General features: G+C 66.4%; 25 protein-coding genes, 1 other RNA gene and 1 riboswitch. Of the genes, 14 read left to right on the forward strand and 12 right to left on the reverse strand.

What is annotated here, in order from left to right; all coding sequences use genetic code 11:
* Nucleotides 1-112: 112 nt before the first annotated feature.
* The 4 genes from ACRB8A_RS12235 (at nt 113) to ACRB8A_RS12250 (ending at nt 2439) form a co-directional block, all read left to right on the forward strand.
* Nucleotides 113-712: a GDSL-type esterase/lipase family protein gene (locus ACRB8A_RS12235; RefSeq protein WP_157370901.1), complete on the forward strand. Its 600-nt coding sequence runs from the start codon at nt 113-115 to the stop codon at nt 710-712.
* 87 nt (nt 713-799) lie between these two features.
* The gene (locus ACRB8A_RS12240) at nt 800-1627 is read left to right on the forward strand and encodes a DUF4097 family beta strand repeat-containing protein (RefSeq protein ID WP_432244786.1); all 828 of its coding nucleotides are present in this window, start codon (nt 800-802) and stop codon (nt 1625-1627) included.
* On the forward strand, nt 1627-2253 hold the full coding sequence (locus ACRB8A_RS12245; RefSeq protein ID WP_432244787.1) for a PadR family transcriptional regulator: 627 nt from the start codon (nt 1627-1629) through the stop codon (nt 2251-2253). The genes ACRB8A_RS12240 and ACRB8A_RS12245 overlap by 1 nt, the downstream gene beginning before the upstream one ends.
* Nucleotides 2254-2364: 111 nt before the next feature.
* Complete coding sequence (locus ACRB8A_RS12250) at nt 2365-2439, forward strand: 50S ribosomal protein bL37 (protein ID WP_369299106.1); 75 nt, start codon at nt 2365-2367, stop codon at nt 2437-2439.
* A gap of 123 nt (nt 2440-2562) precedes the next feature.
* On the opposite strand, the gene rsrA is transcribed toward ACRB8A_RS12250, so the two are convergent.
* A complete protein-coding gene (rsrA, locus tag ACRB8A_RS12255; RefSeq protein ID WP_432244788.1) occupies nt 2563-2823 on the reverse strand; it encodes a mycothiol system anti-sigma-R factor in 261 nt (86 codons plus the stop codon).
* Nucleotides 2820-3581 carry a sigma-70 family RNA polymerase sigma factor gene (locus ACRB8A_RS12260; protein ID WP_082178296.1) on the reverse strand — a complete coding sequence of 254 codons (762 nt, stop codon included), beginning with the start codon at nt 3579-3581 and terminating at the stop codon, nt 2820-2822. Before ACRB8A_RS12260 ends, rsrA begins: the two co-directional genes overlap by 4 nt.
* 270 nt (nt 3582-3851) lie before the next feature.
* Between ACRB8A_RS12260 and ACRB8A_RS12265 the strand changes: the two genes are divergently transcribed.
* From ACRB8A_RS12265 to ACRB8A_RS12310, 10 genes are all read left to right on the forward strand, one after another.
* Nucleotides 3852-4400 carry a DoxX family protein gene (locus tag ACRB8A_RS12265; protein WP_050685649.1) on the forward strand — a complete coding sequence of 183 codons (549 nt, stop codon included), beginning with the start codon at nt 3852-3854 and terminating at the stop codon, nt 4398-4400.
* A gap of 7 nt (nt 4401-4407) precedes the next feature.
* A complete protein-coding gene (gene aroA, locus ACRB8A_RS12270; RefSeq protein ID WP_432244789.1) occupies nt 4408-5796 on the forward strand; it encodes a 3-phosphoshikimate 1-carboxyvinyltransferase in 1389 nt (462 codons plus the stop codon).
* Nucleotides 5780-6895, forward strand: coding sequence for a ribosome small subunit-dependent GTPase A (gene rsgA / locus ACRB8A_RS12275; protein WP_432244790.1), 1116 nt, complete (start codon nt 5780-5782; stop codon nt 6893-6895). Before aroA ends, rsgA begins: the two co-directional genes overlap by 17 nt.
* A 45-nt stretch (nt 6896-6940) precedes the next feature.
* On the forward strand, nt 6941-7753 hold the full coding sequence (gene hisN, locus ACRB8A_RS12280; RefSeq protein WP_050685646.1) for a histidinol-phosphatase: 813 nt from the start codon (nt 6941-6943) through the stop codon (nt 7751-7753).
* Nucleotides 7754-7914: 161 nt separating this feature from the next.
* A riboswitch (SAM riboswitch) is annotated at nt 7915-8029 on the forward strand.
* Between the two features lie 35 nt (nt 8030-8064).
* The gene (locus tag ACRB8A_RS12285; protein WP_050685645.1) at nt 8065-9486 is read left to right on the forward strand and encodes an aminotransferase class V-fold PLP-dependent enzyme; all 1422 of its coding nucleotides are present in this window, start codon (nt 8065-8067) and stop codon (nt 9484-9486) included.
* A gap of 69 nt (nt 9487-9555) precedes the next feature.
* A complete protein-coding gene (locus ACRB8A_RS12290; protein WP_056597216.1) occupies nt 9556-10314 on the forward strand; it encodes a class I SAM-dependent methyltransferase in 759 nt (252 codons plus the stop codon).
* A 48-nt stretch (nt 10315-10362) separates the two neighbouring features.
* Nucleotides 10363-11076: a metal-dependent transcriptional regulator gene (locus ACRB8A_RS12295; RefSeq protein WP_050685666.1), complete on the forward strand. Its 714-nt coding sequence runs from the start codon at nt 10363-10365 to the stop codon at nt 11074-11076.
* A gap of 48 nt (nt 11077-11124) precedes the next feature.
* Nucleotides 11125-11544, forward strand: coding sequence for a fluoride efflux transporter FluC (locus tag ACRB8A_RS12300; protein WP_050685643.1), 420 nt, complete (start codon nt 11125-11127; stop codon nt 11542-11544).
* Nucleotides 11541-11933 carry a fluoride efflux transporter FluC gene (locus tag ACRB8A_RS12305; RefSeq protein WP_050685642.1) on the forward strand — a complete coding sequence of 131 codons (393 nt, stop codon included), beginning with the start codon at nt 11541-11543 and terminating at the stop codon, nt 11931-11933. The genes ACRB8A_RS12300 and ACRB8A_RS12305 overlap by 4 nt, the downstream gene beginning before the upstream one ends.
* A 63-nt stretch (nt 11934-11996) precedes the next feature.
* Complete coding sequence (locus tag ACRB8A_RS12310) at nt 11997-12365, forward strand: hypothetical protein (protein WP_050685665.1); 369 nt, start codon at nt 11997-11999, stop codon at nt 12363-12365.
* A 292-nt stretch (nt 12366-12657) separates the two neighbouring features.
* Here ACRB8A_RS12310 and ssrA read toward each other — a convergent pair.
* The 10 genes from ssrA to ACRB8A_RS12360 form a co-directional block, all read right to left on the reverse strand.
* Nucleotides 12658-13027, reverse strand: a transfer-messenger RNA (tmRNA) gene (ssrA, locus tag ACRB8A_RS12315).
* A 73-nt stretch (nt 13028-13100) separates the two neighbouring features.
* On the reverse strand, nt 13101-13574 hold the full coding sequence (gene smpB / locus ACRB8A_RS12320) for an SsrA-binding protein SmpB (protein WP_050685641.1): 474 nt from the start codon (nt 13572-13574) through the stop codon (nt 13101-13103).
* A gap of 76 nt (nt 13575-13650) precedes the next feature.
* The gene (locus ACRB8A_RS12325; protein WP_050685640.1) at nt 13651-15078 is read right to left on the reverse strand and encodes a M23 family metallopeptidase; all 1428 of its coding nucleotides are present in this window, start codon (nt 15076-15078) and stop codon (nt 13651-13653) included.
* 27 nt (nt 15079-15105) lie between these two features.
* Nucleotides 15106-16020, reverse strand: a complete 915-nt coding sequence (ftsX, locus tag ACRB8A_RS12330; RefSeq protein WP_432244791.1) for a permease-like cell division protein FtsX — start codon at nt 16018-16020, stop codon at nt 15106-15108.
* Nucleotides 16017-16793, reverse strand: coding sequence for a cell division ATP-binding protein FtsE (gene ftsE / locus ACRB8A_RS12335; protein ID WP_432244792.1), 777 nt, complete (start codon nt 16791-16793; stop codon nt 16017-16019). The genes ftsX and ftsE overlap by 4 nt, the downstream gene beginning before the upstream one ends.
* A gap of 168 nt (nt 16794-16961) precedes the next feature.
* The gene (prfB, locus tag ACRB8A_RS12340) at nt 16962-18077 is read right to left on the reverse strand and encodes a peptide chain release factor 2 (RefSeq protein WP_056597211.1); all 1116 of its coding nucleotides are present in this window, start codon (nt 18075-18077) and stop codon (nt 16962-16964) included.
* A 50-nt stretch (nt 18078-18127) separates the two neighbouring features.
* Complete coding sequence (locus ACRB8A_RS12345) at nt 18128-18532, reverse strand: pilus assembly protein TadG-related protein (RefSeq protein ID WP_432246039.1); 405 nt, start codon at nt 18530-18532, stop codon at nt 18128-18130.
* Nucleotides 18533-18564: 32 nt separating this feature from the next.
* Nucleotides 18565-19032 (reverse strand): hypothetical protein, encoded by a 468-nt coding sequence (locus tag ACRB8A_RS12350; RefSeq protein WP_050685635.1) that lies wholly within the window; start codon nt 19030-19032, stop codon nt 18565-18567.
* A gap of 25 nt (nt 19033-19057) precedes the next feature.
* Nucleotides 19058-19405, reverse strand: coding sequence for a TadE family protein (locus ACRB8A_RS12355; protein WP_231686064.1), 348 nt, complete (start codon nt 19403-19405; stop codon nt 19058-19060).
* Nucleotides 19406-19489: 84 nt separating this feature from the next.
* Entirely contained in the window at nt 19490-19774 is a 285-nt protein-coding gene (locus ACRB8A_RS12360; RefSeq protein ID WP_285240745.1) for a hypothetical protein, read from the reverse strand.
* Nucleotides 19775-19836 lie beyond the last annotated feature (62 nt).

Genomic DNA, 19836 nt, shown 5'->3' on the forward strand with positions numbered 1-19836 from the left:
TACCGACTCCGGCCGGGCAGTTCTGTTTAATGGATGGACAGCGCCGCTTCGATCCACCGCATCAGTGGCTGCGACGGGGACAGCGGGCCGGCACCGAAGTAAAGAGGAACGTGTGGAAGACAGGAAGCTGCGTATCGCAGCCGTAGGAGACGAACTGCTGGCAGGGTTGGGTGACCCGCGGGCACTTGGCTGGCTGGGCCGCGTCCTGGCACGGACTCCCCAGGACGGGATTCTGCTGGAGAGCTACTCACTTCCCTGCCCCCAGGAGGGGACGGAAGCGCTGGCAGCCCGCTGGCTCGACGAGGCCGGCCGGCGTTTCAGCCCGCAGGCCGAGAACCGGCTGGTCATCGGACTGTCCGGGCGGGATATTGAGTTCGGCCTGTCCACCGCGCGCAGCCGGCTGAACCTTGCCAACATCCTGGACTCTGCCTCGCAGAACCGGGTCGAGGTGTTTGTGGTGGGACCGCCACCCACCCTTGACCCGGTCCATAACCGGCGGCTGGATGAGCTGAACACCGCCTTCGCCGATGTTTCCACCCGGCGCAAGCACCTTTACGTCGATACGTTTTCACCCCTGCTGAACCACGAGCAGTGGCGCCAGGACCTCGCCGCCAACGGGGGAACCCCCGGCCAGGCCGGTTATGGCCTGATGGCCTGGCTGGTACTGCACCGCGGCTGGTTCCAGTGGCTCAAGCTGGACGCCCCCGAGTAACCACCGCCGGTCGCGATATATCTTGACGGTCCGGTTACCGGCCGGTACGTTGAAGCCAGTAAACGATATATCGCCTCTGGAGGATCAATGACCGATCAGAACTGGACCGTGACAAGCCCGCAGGCCATCGATATCGATGGTGTGTCCGCCCTGAAGCTGGGCATGATCCAGGGCAGGTTCGAGGTGCGGGTCGGGGACCAGCCGGGGGTGTTGGTTGACATCAGTGACGTCCACGGGGATCCCGTGGACGTCACTGTATCCGGTGGTCGGTTGGAAATCAGGCACCAGCTGCACGGGCCACAAGGGTGGTTCAAGAACCTGATGGAAACGGTGAACCACACCAGCGCCAACTCCGCCACCATCCGCCTCACCGTTCCGGCCGGAACGGAGGTGGAAGTGGGGACTGTCCGCGGTGACGGGCTGGTCAGCGGTGTCACCGGACCCACCCGGCTCAATACTGTGTCGGGTTCGGTGGCAGCGGAAAACACCGCCGGGGAGCTGCACGTCAACACCGTCAGCGGGACCGTCACCGTGAGCGGGCACCACGGCATCCTCACTGCCAGGAGCGTCTCCGGGGAGGTCCACGCCGCCGGGGATTTCACCAACGTCCGGGCCACCACGGTCAGCGGCGACCTCACGTTCGAACTCCTCGGCAACACCCATGATTTCGGCTCCAATTCGGTGTCCGGAAACCTGACAGTGCTGTTACCCCACGACGTGGGCGCCGACATCGTGGCCAAAACAGCCAGCGGTACGGTGGTGATTGATGACCAGCACTACGCGCAGGTCAGCGGCACCGTGGAGACCATTTCCGGCCCGGACCGGCAGCTGATGCTGGTTCGCACCAACTCGATGTCCGGCCGGACGTCCATCCTCCACCGGGCTGCTCCGGAGGGCGCCGGAACCGGGCTCTGATGCCGCCGGTTTTTGCCCACGGTGCCTTGCGCCTGTACCTGCTGGCCCTCCTCGAGGCGGGCCCCAAGCACGGCTATGACCTGATGCTGGCCCTACGGGACCGGTTCGGCGGAACATATTCGCCCAGCGCGGGAACCATCTATCCCCGCCTGGGGAAACTGCAGGAGGAGGGCCTGGTGGCCACCGAGGCAGTTGGTCGCCGCACCAACTACCGGATCACCGACGCCGGGATGGCGGAACTGAACAGGCGCCGTGAGGAGCTGGCGGGCGTGGAGACTGGCATCGCCGCGTCCGTCCGGCGGCTGGCCGGCACCCTGGGCAGTGACGTCCGGGGCAACATGCTGGGGATCAGCGCGGATCTTGCTGCGGCGGCAACAGCGGCCCTCGCAGGCCGCCCCGGCAGGGACAACGCTGCCGCCGGCCCGGATGCCCAGAGCGAGGCGATCCTCCGGGGAGCCGGTGGGCTGCTGCAGGCCTTCCAGGAGGGCGTCCTTGCTGATCTCCGCCGCCAGGCGGCCGCTGCGCCGCTGGACCCGGCAACCCTCGACGCCTTGGCCGCCGGATTGCGGCAGGCCCGTGCGGCACTCCCCCCGCAGCCTTGCGCCGCAACGCCGGCCAAGCCCTGAATCCGCTGCGGACTCGCAGGTCACGCGCCGGTCACCGGTTCGCGGGCCATCGGATCATGTGGGAGACTTGAGGGCAGCTCTTTTGAGTACCAACATGTAAGGAGGCCAGCTATGAGCAAGCGTGCACGCAAGCGTCGTGACCGTAAGCGTGGCGGCGCGAACCACGGTAAGCGCCCCAACACCTAGGCACACGCCAGGTATCACGGTTCAAGCGAAGGACCCCGGAAGCCACTCGGCTGCCGGGGTCCTTTGCTGTGGCGCGCGGTATGGCCGCGCCACCGGGGGCAGACCCCCTGATGTCAGGTTTGGCTACGCTTCCACGGGCCGGATCGAATGGATCCGGTCCAGGATGGCGTTCTTCAGGTTCTCCGGGGCGGCCTCGGTGCACGAGCGCTTAACCATGTTGCGGATGACGCATTCAAGGTCGTACTGCTCTGTGCATTCCGGGCAGTCATCAAGGTGGTTCTTGATCTCCGAAATGTCCTCACGGGTCAGTGCCCCGTCAAGGTACTCATAGATCCGCTGCATCCGCGTATCGTCGCAATCGCCCAATCCCTGGCAGTCGCTCATTTCCCGCTCTCCTGTTTGCTTTCCGCCGCGTCCCTGGAGGCCACGGCTGTTTTGAATCCGCGCTCGGCAGCGTATCCGCCCAGCATGTCCCGCAACATTTTCCGGCCGCGGTGGAGCCGGGACATCACGGTGCCGATGGGCGTGTTCATGATGTCTGAAATTTCCTTGTACGCGAACCCTTCGACATCCGCGAAGTAGACCGCTAGGCGGAATTCTTCGGGAATCTCCTGGAGCGCGCGTTTAACGTCCGAATCCGGCAGGTGGTCCAGCGCTTCCGCCTCGGCGGAGCGGAGCCCGCTGGAGGTGTGCGACTCCGCGCGCGCCAGCTGCCAGTCCTCGATGGTGTCCGAATTGGACTGCAGGGGTTCGCGCTGCCGCTTGCGGTAGAGGTTGATGTAGGTGTTCGTCAGGATCCGGTACAGCCAGGCCTTGAGGTTGGTGCCGGGCCGGTACTGATGGAACGCGGAGAAGGCTTTGGTGTACGCCTCCTGCACCAGGTCCTCGGCATCCGACGGGTTCCGGGCCATCCGCATGGCCGCGGAATACAGCTGGTCGACATACTGCATCGCGTCGCGCTCAAACCGGGCGCGGCGCTGGTCGGTGGTCTCCGTGGACACGTCCACGTCCCCGCCGGCCTGCTCTGCTGAAGCGCCGGGCGCCTGTGCGGGCACGGACTCAGGCTGCGCTGCGGCGCCGGCCTTTACTTCGCCTTGCGAAGCCTCATACATGGCCGAAACGGCCGGATCCAGGGTGTTCATTGCGTTCAAGTCTACTGTCAGGCGTTGCGCCCGCGGCGATCCGAACCCCGGAGCCTCCGACGCCAGTGCGCCAAGGGCCACCGGGCCCGCCTTTCCAATTCCATCCAACACCCGCGCCAAGGCCCAACTCCGCTCTGCGTCCGGCGGTCCGGCCTTTCCGGACCCGCTCTCAACAACCCCCGGCCGCGGGCAAATATTCCCCAAAAGTGCAAGACTGGATCTGCACCTTGCGCCGCTGACGGAGCGGTCCGTCCACCCAGGAGGAAATCCATGTCCTTTTTCCGCACGCTCGCACGGCCCATGTTGGCTTCCAGTTTTGTTGTTGCTGGAGTGGACAAGCTTAAGAACGCCGACGATACCGCCCAGCAGCTCTCACCGCTGCTCCGCAAGGCCGCCGCGTCGCTGCCCTTCAAGGCGGATGAGCGCACCCTGGCCCGCGTGATCGGCGGAACGCAGGTGGGTGCCGGTGTGCTGTTCGGACTGGGTAAGTTCTCGCGCGTCTCGGCCACCCTGCTGACGGTCATTTCCCTGCTCAACACGTTTGTGGAGTGGCGCAGCGCTGACATCAGCAGCAAGGAAGGCCGGCAGGACCGCCGCAACCAGCTGTTGAAAAACCTTTCCCTGAGCGGCGGGGCGCTGCTGGCATCCGTGGACACCGCAGGCAAGCCGGGCCTGGCCTGGCGCGCCGAACACCTTGCAGCCGACGCACGCAAGGGCGCATCGCACCTCGCCACCGACGCACGCAGGAGCACCAACCGGAAGCTGCGCACCGCTGACAAAGCAGTCCGCCGCGCCGTGGACCACGCAACGGGAGCCTAAACCGACAATGACCGCCGCTGCCTCCACCCTGGACTCCGCCGGGACACCCGTTCCGCTTTGGCCCGCCCCCTTCGCCACGCATCCTGTCGATGCCACCGTCACGGTCCCCGGCTCCAAGTCCCTGACCAACAGGTACCTGGTCCTGGCGGCCCTGGCCGACGGGCCGTCGCGGCTCCGGGCGCCCCTGCACTCCAGGGATTCGGCGCTGATGATCGGGGCCCTGCGTAGCCTGGGAGCCACCATCACGGAGGTCCCGGGTGAGGGCAGCTTCGGCCCCGACCTTGAGGTCGTCCCGCTGCGGCAGGACGCGCCGCCTGCCCCGGCAACCATCGACTGCGGCCTCGCCGGAACCGTGATGCGGTTTGTTCCGCCCCTCGCGGCATTGCGGCAGGGGACCAGCGTTTTCGACGGCGATCCGCACGCCCGGCAGCGTCCCATGGGCACCATCATCGAGGCGCTGAAGGCGCTCGGTGTTGTGGTCACGGCGGACGACGGCGGCACCCCCTCTTCGCTGCCCTTCGCCGTTGAGGGCACGGGCGAAGTCCGCGGCGGCCACCTGGTGATCGACGCCAGCGCCTCATCGCAGTTCGTCTCCGCCCTGCTCCTGGTGGGGGCCCGGTTCACCGAAGGCCTCCACCTGGAACACGTGGGCAAGCCGGTACCCAGCCTTGACCACATCTCCATGACCGTGGCTGTCCTGCGTGAGGCAGGAGTCTCGGTGGACGATTCCGTGCCCAACCACTGGGTGGTGGCGCCGGGTCCCATCCGGGCCTTCGACCAGCGGATCGAGCAGGACCTGTCCAACGCCGGGCCCTTCCTGGCCGCAGCCCTGGCATCCGGGGGAACGGTCCGGATTCCCGGCTGGCCCGCCAACACGCAGCAGGTGGGTGATCTCTGGCGCAGCATCCTGGCCGACATGGGCGCCAGCGTCTCGCTGACGGAAGGGGTCCTCACCGTCACCGCAGGCTCCGGCATCAAGGGCGGAAACTTCGCCGACACCAGCGAACTGGCCCCCACTGTTGCCGCCTTGTGCGCGTTGGCAGACACCCCGTCCAGGCTCACCGGCATCGGGCACCTGCGCGGCCACGAAACTGACCGGCTCGCGGCGCTCGTGGCGGAAATCAACCGCCTGGGCGGCGACGCCGAGGAAACCAGCGACGGCCTGGTGATCCGCCCCGCTGCGCTGCACGCCGGCGTCGTCCATTCCTATGCTGACCACCGGATGGCCACCGCAGGTGCCATCCTGGGCCTGGCCGTCGCCGGCGTCGAGGTGGAGGACATCGCCACCACCGCCAAAACCATGCCCGACTTCCCGGACCTGTGGACCGCGATGCTGGCGCAGGGCTCTCCTGCCGGAACCGGCACGGAAGGTACAGGCGTTGGCGCGCAGCACTGACTCTTGGGACGAATCGGATGTCCGCATCCGGCCCAGCAAAAAAGGTTCCAGGCCCCGCACCAAGGACCGGCCCAGCCACGACGACGCCGTCACTGGCCGGATCATCACCGTTGACCGCGGCCGCTACACGGCGGTGGTGGGTGAGGACACCGCTACGGAACGGGTGGTGATCGCCGCCCGCGCCCGGGAACTGCGCCGCAACCCCGTGGTGGCCGGCGACTTTGTCTCGCTGGTGGGCGACGTTTCCGGCGAACCGGACACGCTGGCGCGCCTGGTGAAAATCCAGGACCGGCGCACGCTGCTGCGCCGCAGCGCGGACGACACAGATCCCGTGGAACGGGCTGTGGTGGCCAACGCCGACCAACTGGTGATCGTGGTGGCAGCAGCCAACCCGGAACCGCGCACCGGTTTCATCGACCGGGCCCTGGCGGCGGCTTACGACGCCGGGATCGAACCGATCCTGCTGATCACCAAGGCAGACGTCAAGGATCCCGCTGACCTGCTGTCCAATTACGCGCACCTGGACTTCCCGGTCATCATCAGCCGCACCGCGGACAATAAGGCATCGGGCATCGACGCCAGGTCAGACGATGGCCTGTCCGCCCGGCTGGACAGCGAGGCCGTAGCGGAGCTGCGGACCTTCCTGCACGGGAACGTCACTGTGATGCTGGGGCACTCCGGCGTGGGCAAATCCACCATGGTCAACGCGCTGACCGGAGCCGAGCGGGCCACCGGCGGCGTCAACGCCGTCACCGGCCGCGGCCGGCACACATCCTCCTCCGCCCTGGCCCTGCGGCTGGCAGATGCGCCGGCCGGCAGTTGGATCATCGACACCCCTGGCATCCGGTCCTTTGGCCTGGCACTGGTGGACCCGGACCGCATCCTGCGTTCCTTCCCGGACCTCTCCCCCGGCACCGATGCCTGCGAACGCGGCTGCAAGCACACGGCAGCGGCCGTGAACTGCGGGCTGGACGCCTGGGTGGCCGCCGGCCAGGCAGGTCCCACCGGCGCTGCCCGGCTCTCTTCCCTGCGGCGGCTCCTCGGGGCGGATCCGCGCCTGGAAGCCCAGGAGACCAAGGAACTCGGCAGCGTCAACTGACGTGGGCCTCCCAGCACAACCGCCGCCAGACGGTAGTTTGGAACCATGATCCAATCCGCTTCCAGCTACAACGATGACCTGCGCCTGGCCCACGTCCTGGCCGATTCCGTGGACGACCAGACGATGAGCCGTTTCAAGGCCCTGGACCTCCATGTGGAGACCAAGCCGGACCTGACGCCTGTCACCGACGCGGACAAGGCAGCTGAGGAATCCATCCGCGGCCAGCTTTCCCGCTCCCGCCCCCGCGACGCCGTCCTGGGTGAGGAGTTCGGCAGCAGCGGCCACGGCTCACGCCGCTGGATCATCGACCCCATTGACGGGACCAAGAATTTCGTCCGGGGTGTCCCGGTATGGGCAACCCTGATCGCGCTCGTTGACGAGGGCGAACCGGTGGTGGGTGTGGTCAGCGCACCTGCGCTGGGCAAACGCTGGTGGGCGGCGAAAGACATGGGCGCCTACATGGGGCGTTCGCTCGCCTCGGCCACCAGGCTGCGCGTCTCCAACGTCGCCACCCTTTCCGATGCGTCATTGTCCTACTCCAGCCTCACCGGGTGGAAGGAACGCGGCAACTTCGACGAGTTCCTGGGGCTCACCGAGGACGTATGGCGGACCCGCGCCTACGGCGACTTCTGGTCCTACTGCATGGTCGCCGAGGGGTCGGTGGACATTGCCTGCGAACCCGAACTGAATCTCTACGACATGGCCGCCCTGGTCCCCATCGTGGTGGAAGCCGGCGGCCGGTTTACCTCCCTGGAGGGCCAGGACGGCCCGTTCGGCGGAAACGCCCTGGCCACAAACTCCATCCTGCATTCCGAGGTGCTGCGGCGCCTGAACCCGGGGCTGGACGACCTCCTCTAGGACTGCCTGGACCGAAGAATATACGGCGGACGCCTCCGGATGGGGGCGTCCGCCGTCGTGTTCTTCGACAAAAGCCCCGGCGTACGGGCGCGGCGTAACAAATCCCTTAACATTCGGGCTGGCTTCAAACCACCCCGCACCATGTCCTACGCTCTTAAGCAGGTCACGAGTGCCAGCGCTAAACCCCGGTTTGCTGGCCGGCAACCCTCCATTCGCGGTGGGGTGCCCCGGGTGACGACCAGGCCGGTCCGGACATGGATACGGCAAGCGCGGATTCCCTGCAGGGAGTCCTGTCAACGTGAGGATTCCCCATGACAACTGCCACTGTCTCCCCCGCAGCTTCGCTGGCGCCCGCCGCACCTTCGGTTTTGGCCGGCCACTCCATCGCCGCCAGGCCCCTCGCCGCCGTAACCGGCGCCGAGATCCAGGCGCCGCTGATCGCCGGTGGCCATGTCCGCTACGCGAACCTGGACTATGGCGCCTCCGCGCCGGCGCTGTCCCTGGTCTCCGCCTACCTGAACGAGATCCTGCCCTACTACGCCAGCGTGCACCGTGGCGCCGGCTACGCCTCGCAGATCAGCACCTCCGTGTACGAGAACGCGCGGAACATCGTGCGGGACTTTGTGGGCGGCCGCCCGGACGACTCGGTGATCTTCACGCGCAACACCACCGACTCGCTGAACCTCCTGGCAGGGTGCCTGCCCAACACGGACGGCCGGCCCACCGGCGACGTCCTGTACCTGGACATCGAGCACCACGCCAACCTGCTGCCGTGGCAGGGCGTCCCGCACCGGAGCATCGTGGCCGCGGACACCCTGGCCGGCACCATCGACGCTGTCCGCGGCGAACTGGAGCAGGGCGGGGTCAGCCTCCTGGCCGTTACCGGCGCCTCCAACGTCACCGGTGAAATCCTGCCCATCCGCGCCCTCGCCACGCTGGCCCACCAGTACGGCGCCCGGATTGTGGTGGACGCCGCGCAGCTGGCACCCCACCGGCGGGTAGACATCACCGCCGACGGCGTTGACTACCTCGCGTTCTCCGGCCACAAGCTCTACGCCCCGTTCGGTTCCGGCGTCCTGGTGGGGCGCCCGGACTGGCTCGACGCCGGAAAACCGCACCTCGCCGGCGGCGGTGCCGTCAAGGAAGCACGGCTCGACGGCGTCAGCTGGGCCACGGGCCCGGCCCGGCACGAGGGCGGCTCGCCCAACGTCCTCGGCGCCGCCACCCTGGCACGTGCCACGCAGGTCATCGCCGCCCTGGACCCGCAGGAATGGCACGCCCACGAACAGTCCATCCGGTCCTACCTGGTGGCGGGGCTGCAGCAGATCGAGGGCGTGAGTGTCCACCAGATCTTCAAGGACACCAACGCTGAGACGGACACCATCGGTGTGGTTAACTTTTCCGTGGCCGGCTACGACGCCGGTCTGGTGGCGGCCTACCTGTCCGCAGAGCACGGCGTGGGCCTCCGGGACGGGCGTTTCTGCGCCCACCCCCTGCTCAAGCGGCTGGGCCTTCCGTCCGGTTCGCTGCGGGCCAGCTTTGGTGTGGGCTCCCGCCTTGAGGACGCCGAACGGCTCCTTGCCGGCATCTCTGCCCTCCGGACCCAGGGCCTTGGCTGGGATTACGTGGTGGACGCAGGCCGCTGGGTGCCCGCCAACGATTCCCGGACCTACCCGCACTGGGCCCCCAACACGCCGGGCACCGCCGGCGCGGCCCCCTGCCTGGACGACTGAACCGCCGGGCCGCCCCGGCGGGGTCCATGCGGTAAATTCAGGAGAGACATCTACTGAAGGAGGCCGCGCGTGGTCCGGGGTGGCCCCAAGCTGGAACACAACCGGCGCCAGGAGCTGGGCCAAAGCTTCCAGGACGGCGGCGAGCATTACCAGCAGGTCCGGCCGGGCTACCCGGCGGCAGCCGCGGACTGGCTGGTGCCCGCAACGGCCGGTGAGGTTTTGGACGTCGGCGCCGGCACCGGCAAATTCACCGCACTGCTCCTGGCCAAAGGACTGGCCGTCACCGCAGTCGACCCGTCCGCGGACATGCTGGAACAGCTGGCTGAGCACTATCCACGTGCCACGGCTGTCCTGGGCACCGCAGAGGCCACCGGCCTGCCGGCGGCGGCGTTCGACGTCGTCACCGTGGCCCAGGCCTGGCACTGGTGCGACGCAGCTGCGGCCAGCACGGAGCTCGCCCGGGTCCTTCGCCCGGGCGGCACGCTGGGGCTGGTCTGGAACCAGCTGGACACCTCCGTTCCCTGGGTCCACCGGCTGTCCCGGATCATGCACGCGGGCGACGTCTACAAGCCTGGCCACCGGCCCGCCGTCGGGCCTGAATTCCAAGGCCTTGAGGGGTACGTGACCCGGTGGCAGGACCCTGTAACCACCACGGGCCTGATGGAGCTCACCAAAACGCGCAGCTACTATCTCAGGGCCTCCGAACCCACCCGCGCCAAGGTGCTGGCCAACCTGGACTGGTACCTGCATGAGCATCTTGGCCACCGGGACGGCGAAATCATCGACCTGCCCTACCTGACCCTGGCATGGCGGGCCACGGCGGCGTGAATCTCGTTGCCGGCCAGCGGCGGTGCAGTACCCGGTAAGCTTGATGCTGTGAAGACCAGCGCGCCCTCCTCCTCGATCGAGGACTACGTCAAGGTCATCTACTCGTTTACCGAGTGGCAGGACAAACCCATCACCTCCTCGCAGCTGGCCCAGCGCCTGGGTGTGGCCAACTCCTCCGTCTCGGAGATGGTCCGCAAGCTCAAGGACCAGGGCCTCGTTGACCACAAGCCCTACAGCGCCATTACCTTGACGGGCCCGGGCCTGCGCCTGGCCCTGGCCATGGTCCGCCGCCACCGGCTGATTGAGACGTACCTGGTCCAGCAGCTGGACTACAGCTGGGACGAGGTCCACGACGAAGCCGAACTGCTGGAGCACGCCGTCTCGGACACCTTCATCGAACGCGTCGCCGCCCAACTGGGCGATCCCCGCCGCGATCCGCACGGCGACCCCATTCCCACGGCGTCCGGTGAGGTGCTGATGCCTGCCGCCCACCTGCTTTCCGGGCTGGATGAGGGCCACACCGGCAGAATCACCCGGATCAGTGACGATAACCCTGAATTGTTGCGGTACCTGGCCGCCGAGCGGATCGACCTGGACGCCGAAGTGGAGGTGGTGGGCCGCCGGCCGTTCGGCGGTGCCCTGGTGGTCCGGATCGGTGGCGTTGGGAACAGCCGTGAGTTTGACCTCGCTGACGAAATCACCTCGGCGCTCTGGGTGCACAGCGAGCAAACGCACCAAGGTTGCCTCCTGGTGGGCAGCTGACGTGACGCACGGACCGCGCCAGGGGCTGTTGCGCGGCACCGTCCCCGCATGAGCCGCCCCGGTATGCCTGCGGCGCCGGCATGGCTGGCGGTGGCTGTGGGCGGATTGGTGGGCAGCGAGCTGCGGTACGGCCTCGGCCTCGCCTTCCCTGATGTTCCGGACGGTGTCCCCTGGGCCACGCTCGGAATCAACGTGTGCGGCAGCTTCCTCCTGGCTGCCTTGACCACTTTCTGGCTGAACCGCCCGCATACTCCCTTCTGGCTGCGGGCAGGGCTGGGACCGGGCCTGCTGGGCTCTTTCACCACCTTCTCCGCTGTAATTTTCGCCGTGGACCGGCTGGCGCAGTCCGGCGCGCATGTGGTGTGGGCGGCGTACCTGGCCCTTTCCCTGGTGCTGGGCCTGGCCGCCGCGGGTGCAGGCTGGCAGCTCGGCAAAGTGGCGTCCCCGACCCGGAACGAGCAGCCATGACCGCCGCGCTGTTGGTGGGCTTGTTCGGGGTAGCCGGGGCCCTCCTCCGGTTCGCGGCAGACAGCTGGTTCGCCCAGCAGGCGGCCCGCCAGGCGGAAGCGGGTAATGGCGCGCGGCACTGGCCCTGGGCAACCCTGCTGGTCAACATGGTGGGCTGTTTTGTGATCGGAGCCGCCGCGGGGGTGACCGGCGGACTGGGACTGACCGGTGAGTGGCAGACCGCCCTGGCCACCGGCCTGGCCGGCGGCCTGACCACGTTCAGCTCGTGGACCACCGCTACGGTGCGCCTGATCAGCGAAGCCCGTTACGGGGCTGCCACGGTGAACGTGACGGCCAACCTGGCCCTGGGCGTTGCGGCTGCCGCTGCCGGCATGGCCGTTACCGGCTAGCCGGACCCCCGGCAATCCCACCAGACCGGACTGATTTGGTGGGCTCCCGTAAAGTTGTACCTGATGATCAGCAGACGTGACGCGGCAATTGCCCTCGAAATACCCCTGGAAATGGCACAGCGCCATGGCCTGCCCAAATGGATGAGCGAAGCGGAGCTGGGGGCGATCCTGGACGCCCCTCCCCCGTGGCTGGTGCAGTCCCGCGCAAACCGCACCGGCAAGCGTCCGGTCTGGGTGCACCTGGAGTGCACTGTCTGCGGCTATGAGGAAGCGGCCCGGCCGAAAAAATGGTGGCCGGACTTCAGTTTTGTGGCCTGCGAACACCATACCAAGCAGGAGGTCCCGGAGCGGCCCGCGGGCTTCGTCAGGACCGAATTCGACGGCGTCGGAACACGCTTTGTAGGTGTGGTGGACGTCCAGGCACCGGCCTGACCCAGGGCATTTCCTTCCGCGGCAAACAGGCGTATTTTACGAGGAGGGGCACGTGGTGTCCCGATTCGCCGAGGGAGCCCGCCATGCCTGACAAGTCACCACACCGGCACATAACCAAAAAGCCGGTTAAAACCATTAAACAAAAGCGCGCCGAGAAGAAAACCAGGACTCCCCTGGACGGTGCGCCGGACCCCGTGGCGCACCTTAAGAAGCGCTGAGGGTCAGCCTGGTTAACGCAGTACGGCCCGGACAAGAGTCCGGGCCGTACTGCGTTGCCTCGCGGCACAGCAAAATGTGGAGATGGGGGGAATTGAACCCCCGTCCGATGTCGTGTTGTCAGGGCTTCTCCGGGCGCAGTTTGCGTCGGACTTTCTCGGCCCCGGCCATGCTGCAAACAGCTGGCCGATCCGGGCCCAGTCATCAAAGTGTCCCGTTTACCCCGATGACGGGGGCAAACAGCAGTGGCTATCTAAATGACGCCAGCATCCGGGGCAATAGCAACCTCGGGCTGACGGACTGGTCTTACTGCTTAGGCAGCAAGAGCAAAGTCATCGCGTTTTGAATTGGCGATTATTGTTTTGCAGACAGCGTTTACGAGATAATTCTGCATCCTCGGCCCGCTTCACCTGTCGCGACTAACATCGTCGAAACCGATCATCCCCGTATTTTGTTATCAAACCGGTGGGAAAGCCCACCGGACTACCTATACTAACGCATGATCCGCCGGTTTCATTCCTAGCGGCGGCGGTTGCGCTCCCGCATCTCCCGCTGGGCCTCACGGGTGTCCTGCTGCTCGCGGAGCGTCTGGCGCTTGTCGTACTCGCGCTTGCCGCGGGCCACCCCGATCTCCACTTTGGCCCGGCCGTCCACAAAGTAGAGCTGGAGCGGGACGATTGTGTAGCCGGTTTCCCTGATCTTGTGCGAGATCTTGGTCAGTTCTTCGCGGTGCAGCAGCAGCTTCCGGCGGCGGCGGGCAGCGTGGTTGGTCCAGCTGCCCTGGTTGTACTCCGGGATGTGGATGGCTTCCATCCACAGCTCGTCGTTGTAGAAGGTGCAGAATCCGTCCACCATTGAGGCGTGGCCCTCGCGCAGAGATTTCACTTCTGTCCCCATCAGCGCGATGCCGGCCTCGTAGGTATCCAGCACGTGGTAATCATGCCGGGCCTTGCGGTTGGTGGCCACCACTTTACGGCCACTTTCTTTGGGCACGGGAAAGCTCCTCAATATCAGTCTCGGTTGTTGCCCCGGCCAGCCGGCGCGGGATCATACAAGTCTACGGCAGGGCCTAAAGCAGCCGCATCGGATCCATCGCCTGGCCGTTCACCCAGGTTTCGAAGTGCGCGTGGCAGCCGGTGGAATTGCCGGTACTGCCGGAATAAGCGATCAGCTGGCCCTGCGAGACGCGCTGGCCGTTCGAGACCACGATGCTGGAGTTGTGGTAGTAAATGGTGTTCAGCGTGTTGCCCTGCATCAGGCCGTGGGAGATCTTGACCCGCCAGCCACCGCCGTCGGCCGAGTTCCAACCTGAGCTGAAGACTTCGCCGGCCGCAGCCGCGTACACCGGCGTGCCGCAGGGGGCACCGAAGTCGATGCCGGTGTGCATGTAGCCACCGGTGCCGTAGAAATCGATGCTGCCGGGCGGGGTGCTGCGGTAGCCGAAGCCGGAGGTGATGGGGACGCTGGACGCGAAGGGGTGGCGCAGGCCAAAGGCCGACGGCGACCCAACAGGCGGCACAAACGTTTCCACCGGCGGGGCGGGGCGGTTCGCTGCCGCTGCGGCGGCGGCTGCGGCGGCAGCGGCTGCCTCGGCGATCCGGCGCTGCTCGGCTTCCCACGCTTCACGCAGTTTGCGGTCGCGTTCCTCGATTTCAGCGGCCACTGCGTTCTGGCTGGCCTGGACGCTGGCCAGCTGGGACTGGATGCCGGGCTTGGCGGCCTGAAGTTCGGCGTCGAGGCGGGTGGTGTCTGCGATCAGCTGATCCACCTGGGCCTTTTTGGCTGCGGCCTCGTCCCGGAAGGCCTTTTCGCGTTCGAGGGCCGCATCGGCCTTGGCCTTGAGTTCCTTGATCTCCGCTTCCACGGCCTGCAGCCGGGCCTGGGAGTTGACGTTGGTGGCGTTCTGCTGGGTGAGCTTATCCATGGCGGCGTTCTGGCTGCGCATTGCCTGGTCCGCGAGGTCCATGGTTTCCGTCAGGCTGCTGCCGGTGTTGGAACCGAAGAAGAGCGACAGGTTGGACGGCACGCCGCCCGACTTGTAGGCCTGGGTGGCGATCTGGCCGATCAGCTTTTTCGTGTCGGTGATCTTCTGCTTGTCCGACTCCATCTGCTGCGTGATCTTGGCCTTGTTCTGCTGGGCCATGTCCACGCGGGCGGAGAGCGCCTCCACTTCCTTGACGGCACCTGCCACGCGGCCCTGCGCTTCAAGGAGTGCCTGCTGGGCGCCGGGCAACTGGCCCTGGTACAGCACCAGATCGCCGGCGGCCTTGGCGATGCGCGAATCAACGAACTCCAGGGACTGCTGGACGCGTGCAGCTTCGGCCTGCAGCGCTGCCTGCTGGTCCTCGAGCTCGTCGGCCATGGCGGCAGGCCCGGAGGACGCCAGCCCGGCGGCGAGCACGACGGCGAGGAGGCCACTGATGAGGCCGGACCGGCGTGCGGCCTGGCGGCTCCGGGTGGACCGGCGGCCGTGGGGAGGTTGAGCCATGACGTTCATAAGCATTCCTTGGTTGGTTTGCACAGCCTAGACGCGCAAGTATCTGCGAAGGGTCAAGAGGGACGAAATTCCTGCCAAACAAGCACCCAGCAACAGCAGCGCCGGCGCCAGGATGAGGGTCTGTCCGGCGGAAATGAACGCCGTGTCAGGGTACTGCTGGGCCATGAAGTCGCCCAGGAAGAAACGCGCCACGGCCCACAACGTGGCTGAGGCCAGGGCGGCGCCGATGACGGCGGCGATCACCCCTTCGAGGATGAACGGCAGCTGGATCACCGTCTTGGAGGCGCCCACCAGGCGCATGATCCCCGTCTCCCGGCGCCTGCTGAACGCTGAGAGCCGGATGGTGGTGGCGATCAACAGGATGGCGCAGACGATCATCACGCCGGCGATGCTGACGGCCACCAGGGAGGCTCCGTTCATGACGGAAAACAGGCGTTCCAGCAGTTGTCGTTGGTCAATGACCGTTTCCACGCCTGCCTGGGAAGAGAAGGTCTCGCTGATGATCTGGTATTTTTCCGGGTCCTTCATGTTGATCCGGAAGGACGCCGGCAGCTGGTCCGGCGTGACGGAGTCCACGATGGGCGAGTTGGAGAACTGGTTCTTGAAGTGGTCGTACGCTTCCTCGCGGGATTCGAACGCGAAGTCGTTGATGTACTGGCCCACCGCCGGGGATTCCAGCAGGGTGTTCAGGCTGTCCTGCTGCTCCGGGGTGACCGGACCGCCTGCGCAACTGGCCGCCGTCGAGCCGTCACTGCAGAGGAAAATGGCGACCTGGACCTTGTCGTACCAGTAGCCCTTCATCTGGTTGATCTGCATCTGCAGCATGCCGGCTGCGCCCACAAACGTGAGGGAGACAAAGGTGACCAGGATGACCGAGACCACCATGGAGACGTTGCGGCGCAGGCCGCTGCCGATCTCGCTGAGGATGAATGCGAGCCTCATCGCTGTGCCCCGCTTTCCCCGGGCGCCTCGTCCTGGGTTTCCCGGCCACTGGCATCCTTGAGCCGGCGGGACTGGCCCACCACGGGAATCATGGACGTGTAAAGGGCCTTGGCCTCGTCGCGGATAACCACGCCGTTCTTGAGTTCCACCACCCGTTTGCGCATCTCGTTGACGATGTCGTCGTCGTGCGTGGCCATCACCACGGTGGTGCCGTTCTGGTTGATCTTGTCCAGGATGCCCATGATGCCCATGGATGTGGTGGGGTCGAGGTTTCCGGTGGGCTCATCAGCCAGCAGGATGCCGGGCCGGTTGACCACGGCGCGGGCAATGGCCACGCGCTGCTGCTCACCGCCGGAAAGCTCGTGCGGCATGCGGTGCTCTTTACCTTCCAGGCCCACGGTCTTCAAGACCTCGGGGACGGTGTCCCGGATGACGCTGCGGCTTCGGCCGATGACCTGCATGGCGAAGGCCACGTTGGCGAAGACGTTTTTCTGGGGCAGGAGGCGGAAGTCCTGGAAGACAACGCCGATGCCGCGGCGCAGGCGCGGCACCCGCCAACTGGAAATCTTGGCGACGTTCTGGCCGGCGACGTACACCGCACCGGAGGACGCCCGGTCCTCCTTGAGCACAAGGCGCAGGAAGGTGGATTTCCCGGAGCCGGATGCGCCCACGAGGAAGGCGAATTCGCCGCGGTCAATCTCAAGGTTGACGGCGTCCAGCGCAGGCCTGGCTGTCTGGTCGTAGACCTTGGTGACATTTTCGAATCGGATCATGGCCCTAAGTACCCTGCAGGCATGGCTGAGACTTGCAGCCCAGTCTGCAGCCGGTGCACGGGTTTTCGTTTGGGGGAATTAGGGCCCCGGCCCCTCGACTATACGCAGGGTTGCCGGCATCACATGCTTTTTGCCGATGGCGTGTCGGCAAGGCCGCCGCCGCGGGGTTTACTTTTCGGCGTTGCGGTTATCGGTGCGCCAGCGGATGCCGGCGTCGATGAAGTCGTCGATCTCGCCATCGAACACGGCCGAGGTGTTGCCCACTTCGTGTTCGGTGCGGAGGTCCTTGACCATTTGGTAGGGGTTAAGGACGTAGGACCGCATCTGGTCGCCCCAGGAGGCTTTGACGTCGCCGGCAAAGGCCTTCTTTTCGGCGTCTTCCTGCTCCTTTTTCAGGAGCAGCAGCCGGGACTGGAGCACGCGCATGGCGGCGGCGCGGTTCTGGAGCTGGGACTTTTCGTTCTGCATGGAGACGACCGTGCCGGTGGGAAGGTGCGTGAGGCGTACTGCCGAGTCGGTGGTGTTGACCGACTGGCCGCCCGGGCCCGACGAACGGAAGACGTCCACGCGGATTTCGTTGTCCGGGATCTCGATGGAGTCCGTCTGTTCGATCAGCGGAATGACCTCGACGGCGGCGAAGGACGTCTGGCGCCGGCCCTGGTTGTCGAACGGGCTGATGCGGACCAGGCGGTGGGTTCCGGCTTCAACGCTGAGGGTGCCGAACGCGTAGGGGGCCTTAACCTCGAACGTGGCGGATTTCAGGCCGGCTTCTTCGGCGTAGGACGTGTCCATCACCGTGGTGGGGTAACCGTGGCGTTCGGCCCAGCGGAGGTACATGCGCATCAGCATCTCGGCGAAGTCCGCGGCATCCACGCCGCCGGCGCCTGCCCGGATGGAGACCACGGCTTCCCGCTCATCGTATTCGCCGGACAGCAGGGTGACCACCTCGAGGTCCTTGAGGGCTTTTCGGATGGATTCCAGCTCCGTGGCTGCTTCGCCCATGGAGTCGGCGTCGCCCTCGTCCTGGCCGAGTTCCACCAGGACCTCAAGGTCGTCGATCCGGGATTCCAGGCTGGTGAGGCGCTCCAGTTCGGACTGGCGGTGGGAGAGCCTTGAGGTGATTTTCTGGGCCGCCGCCGGGTCATCCCAAAGGTTGGGCTCGCCTGCCCGCTCGCTCAGTTCGGCGATGTCTTCCTTCAGTGCCTCAACATCGGTAACGCGTTCGATGGAGGTGTAGGTGCCGCGTAGCGCGCGGATTTCAGCGGAAAAATCAATATTGGCCATGGTTGTTTAACCCTACGCTATCCGGCAAAACCGTCCGTCACGTGCCGTGGTCACCGGGTGAGCCGGGACCGGGCGGTGGACCTGGCTTCGATGCGAATACCGCCCGGGACCAGGAAGTTCACGATGGGCGGGTGGACGGCAGCGGTCAGGACCACCACTGCCGTGGCTCCATCCCGGGTACCGGTCTCCCCCGCCACAGCCAGGCTGTCAAAGCGGAGAGCGGCAGGGCTGCCAGCCACGAAGTCCGCGGCCGCGCTGCGGACCCTGCCCGGGTCGAGGAGGGCTGCCGGGCTGCCCGACTGGGCTGCCACTTCGCCGAGGGTGAAGCTGTCCGCCGCGGCCAGGGCGGCGCCGTCGGCCAGGGACAGCAGGCGCTTGTGCTCCAGGTACACCGAGGTGATGCCCAGCATCACGGTGGCCACCAGCAGCGCGACGGCCAGGTAGCCCACCACCATCACGGTGATCTGTCCTTCTTCGGCGCGCGGCGTCACCGGAACCTGCCGACCATTTGGGTGGATGAGGCCTGCACCTCCGTGGCATGGAGGCCAAGCCCGTTGTTAAAGGGTATGAACGGCAGCGGAACGGTCAACCGGATGGTGTAAGTGACTGTTGAGCCGGCTGCCCGGCAGTCAGCGGAGCTGCAGCTGGTATCCACCCGGGCCTGATCCAGGCCGTGGCCGAAGTCCGCAAGGGCTAGCTGAACTGCCTGCTCGGCGGCGGCGCGGGCGTCCACCTCCGCAGGCGACGCCACAAACACCTTGGCGGCCTGGTCGGCTGCACCGGCCACGGCGAAGGAAGCGCCCTGGACCTGGCCGGCAGTGATGATGAAGTACACCAGGGGAACCAGTAACAGGACCGCCAGGAAGGTGAATTCCACCACCGCGCTCCCCCGTTCACCGTCGGTTCCTGCATCCGGGTCCGCTGGTGGGTTCAGGGCCGGGAATGCATCCGGCATCCGAAGACCTGCACTCTTCCGCGGGTCACTGCTGGACCGCCGCATGGCCCGTAACCTCCAGCATCCCCTGGGGTCCGATCAGCCCGATGACCGGCAACGGTGCGCGCACTGTCACTTCGAGGGTGCGAAGTCCCTGTACGGTCACCTCCCCGGTGCTGACCTCCCCAGCAAAGCCGGGGTTCAGTGCGGTTCCGATCAGGCTGCGGGTCCGCTCCTGCGCATCCGCGGCATTACGGTCGGCGAGGGTCCCGTAGCGGGCACCCGAAGCAGCGGCATCAACAAGGGTGTTCCGGACGTGCAGGATCAGTGTCAGCTGGATGACCGCAAGGAACAGAACAGTCAGCAGGCTCCCGACCAGGACAAAATCGACCACCGCGGACCCACGTTCGCCGGCGTCCGCCGGCTGAAGCTCGGACGCCGGTTGGCGGAGCCGGCTCCTGGCGGGGGTGGACACGGGCTACCCACCCACCGTGTCCATGGCCTGGTTGAACATCGCTTCAAGGGCGGGACCGGCCAAGGCAAGCAGCGCGGCCACCAGGACGGCCGACATCAATGTGATCATTACCCAGCCGGGGACGTCGCCGCGTTCCGGGTGCCCACTTCCCGGAGTTTTGCCACCGGTCCGCTGTGCAGTGGAGGGGATGGTGCGGGCACGGCGGCGGTTGGCGGGCCGGTGTTTACCGGTGGTTGGCGCCAAAAGGATAACAAGCGCCACCACGACGCGGAGTCCGATGGTTTTCATTTGACCGTCCTGTTTCTTGAGTACTTCCGGAGATGGCCGCCCGGTCCCCCGACCTTGGCTGG

Origin of the sequence: Arthrobacter sp. G.S.26 (genome assembly GCF_050847375.1) — a bacterium.
Lineage (GTDB): Bacteria > Actinomycetota > Actinomycetes > Actinomycetales > Micrococcaceae > Arthrobacter.

Bases quoted from the DNA above. Each gene is read 5' to 3' on its own strand.
- ACRB8A_RS12240 (WP_432244786.1), top strand. From the start codon at position 800: ATGACCGATCAGAACTGGACCGTGACAAGCCCGCAGGCCATCGATATC.
- ACRB8A_RS12245 (WP_432244787.1), top strand. From the start codon at position 1,627: ATGCCGCCGGTTTTTGCCCACGGTGCCTTGCGCCTGTACCTGCTGGCC.
- rsrA (WP_432244788.1), bottom strand. From the start codon at position 2,823: ATGAGCGACTGCCAGGGATTGGGCGATTGCGACGATACGCGGATGCAG.
- ACRB8A_RS12260 (WP_082178296.1), bottom strand. From the start codon at position 3,581: ATGAACACCCTGGATCCGGCCGTTTCGGCCATGTATGAGGCTTCGCAA.
- ACRB8A_RS12265 (WP_050685649.1), top strand. From the start codon at position 3,852: ATGTCCTTTTTCCGCACGCTCGCACGGCCCATGTTGGCTTCCAGTTTT.
- aroA (WP_432244789.1), top strand. From the start codon at position 4,408: ATGACCGCCGCTGCCTCCACCCTGGACTCCGCCGGGACACCCGTTCCG.
- hisN (WP_050685646.1), top strand. From the start codon at position 6,941: ATGATCCAATCCGCTTCCAGCTACAACGATGACCTGCGCCTGGCCCAC.
- ACRB8A_RS12285 (WP_050685645.1), top strand. From the start codon at position 8,065: ATGACAACTGCCACTGTCTCCCCCGCAGCTTCGCTGGCGCCCGCCGCA.
- ACRB8A_RS12300 (WP_050685643.1), top strand. From the start codon at position 11,125: ATGAGCCGCCCCGGTATGCCTGCGGCGCCGGCATGGCTGGCGGTGGCT.
- ACRB8A_RS12305 (WP_050685642.1), top strand. From the start codon at position 11,541: ATGACCGCCGCGCTGTTGGTGGGCTTGTTCGGGGTAGCCGGGGCCCTC.
- ACRB8A_RS12310 (WP_050685665.1), top strand. From the start codon at position 11,997: ATGATCAGCAGACGTGACGCGGCAATTGCCCTCGAAATACCCCTGGAA.
- ACRB8A_RS12325 (WP_050685640.1), bottom strand. From the start codon at position 15,078: ATGAACGTCATGGCTCAACCTCCCCACGGCCGCCGGTCCACCCGGAGC.
- ftsX (WP_432244791.1), bottom strand. From the start codon at position 16,020: ATGAGGCTCGCATTCATCCTCAGCGAGATCGGCAGCGGCCTGCGCCGC.
- ftsE (WP_432244792.1), bottom strand. From the start codon at position 16,793: ATGATCCGATTCGAAAATGTCACCAAGGTCTACGACCAGACAGCCAGG.
- prfB (WP_056597211.1), bottom strand. From the start codon at position 18,077: ATGGCCAATATTGATTTTTCCGCTGAAATCCGCGCGCTACGCGGCACC.
- ACRB8A_RS12345 (WP_432246039.1), bottom strand. From the start codon at position 18,532: ATGGTGGTGGGCTACCTGGCCGTCGCGCTGCTGGTGGCCACCGTGATG.
- ACRB8A_RS12350 (WP_050685635.1), bottom strand. From the start codon at position 19,032: ATGCCGGATGCATTCCCGGCCCTGAACCCACCAGCGGACCCGGATGCA.
- ACRB8A_RS12360 (WP_285240745.1), bottom strand. From the start codon at position 19,774: ATGAAAACCATCGGACTCCGCGTCGTGGTGGCGCTTGTTATCCTTTTG.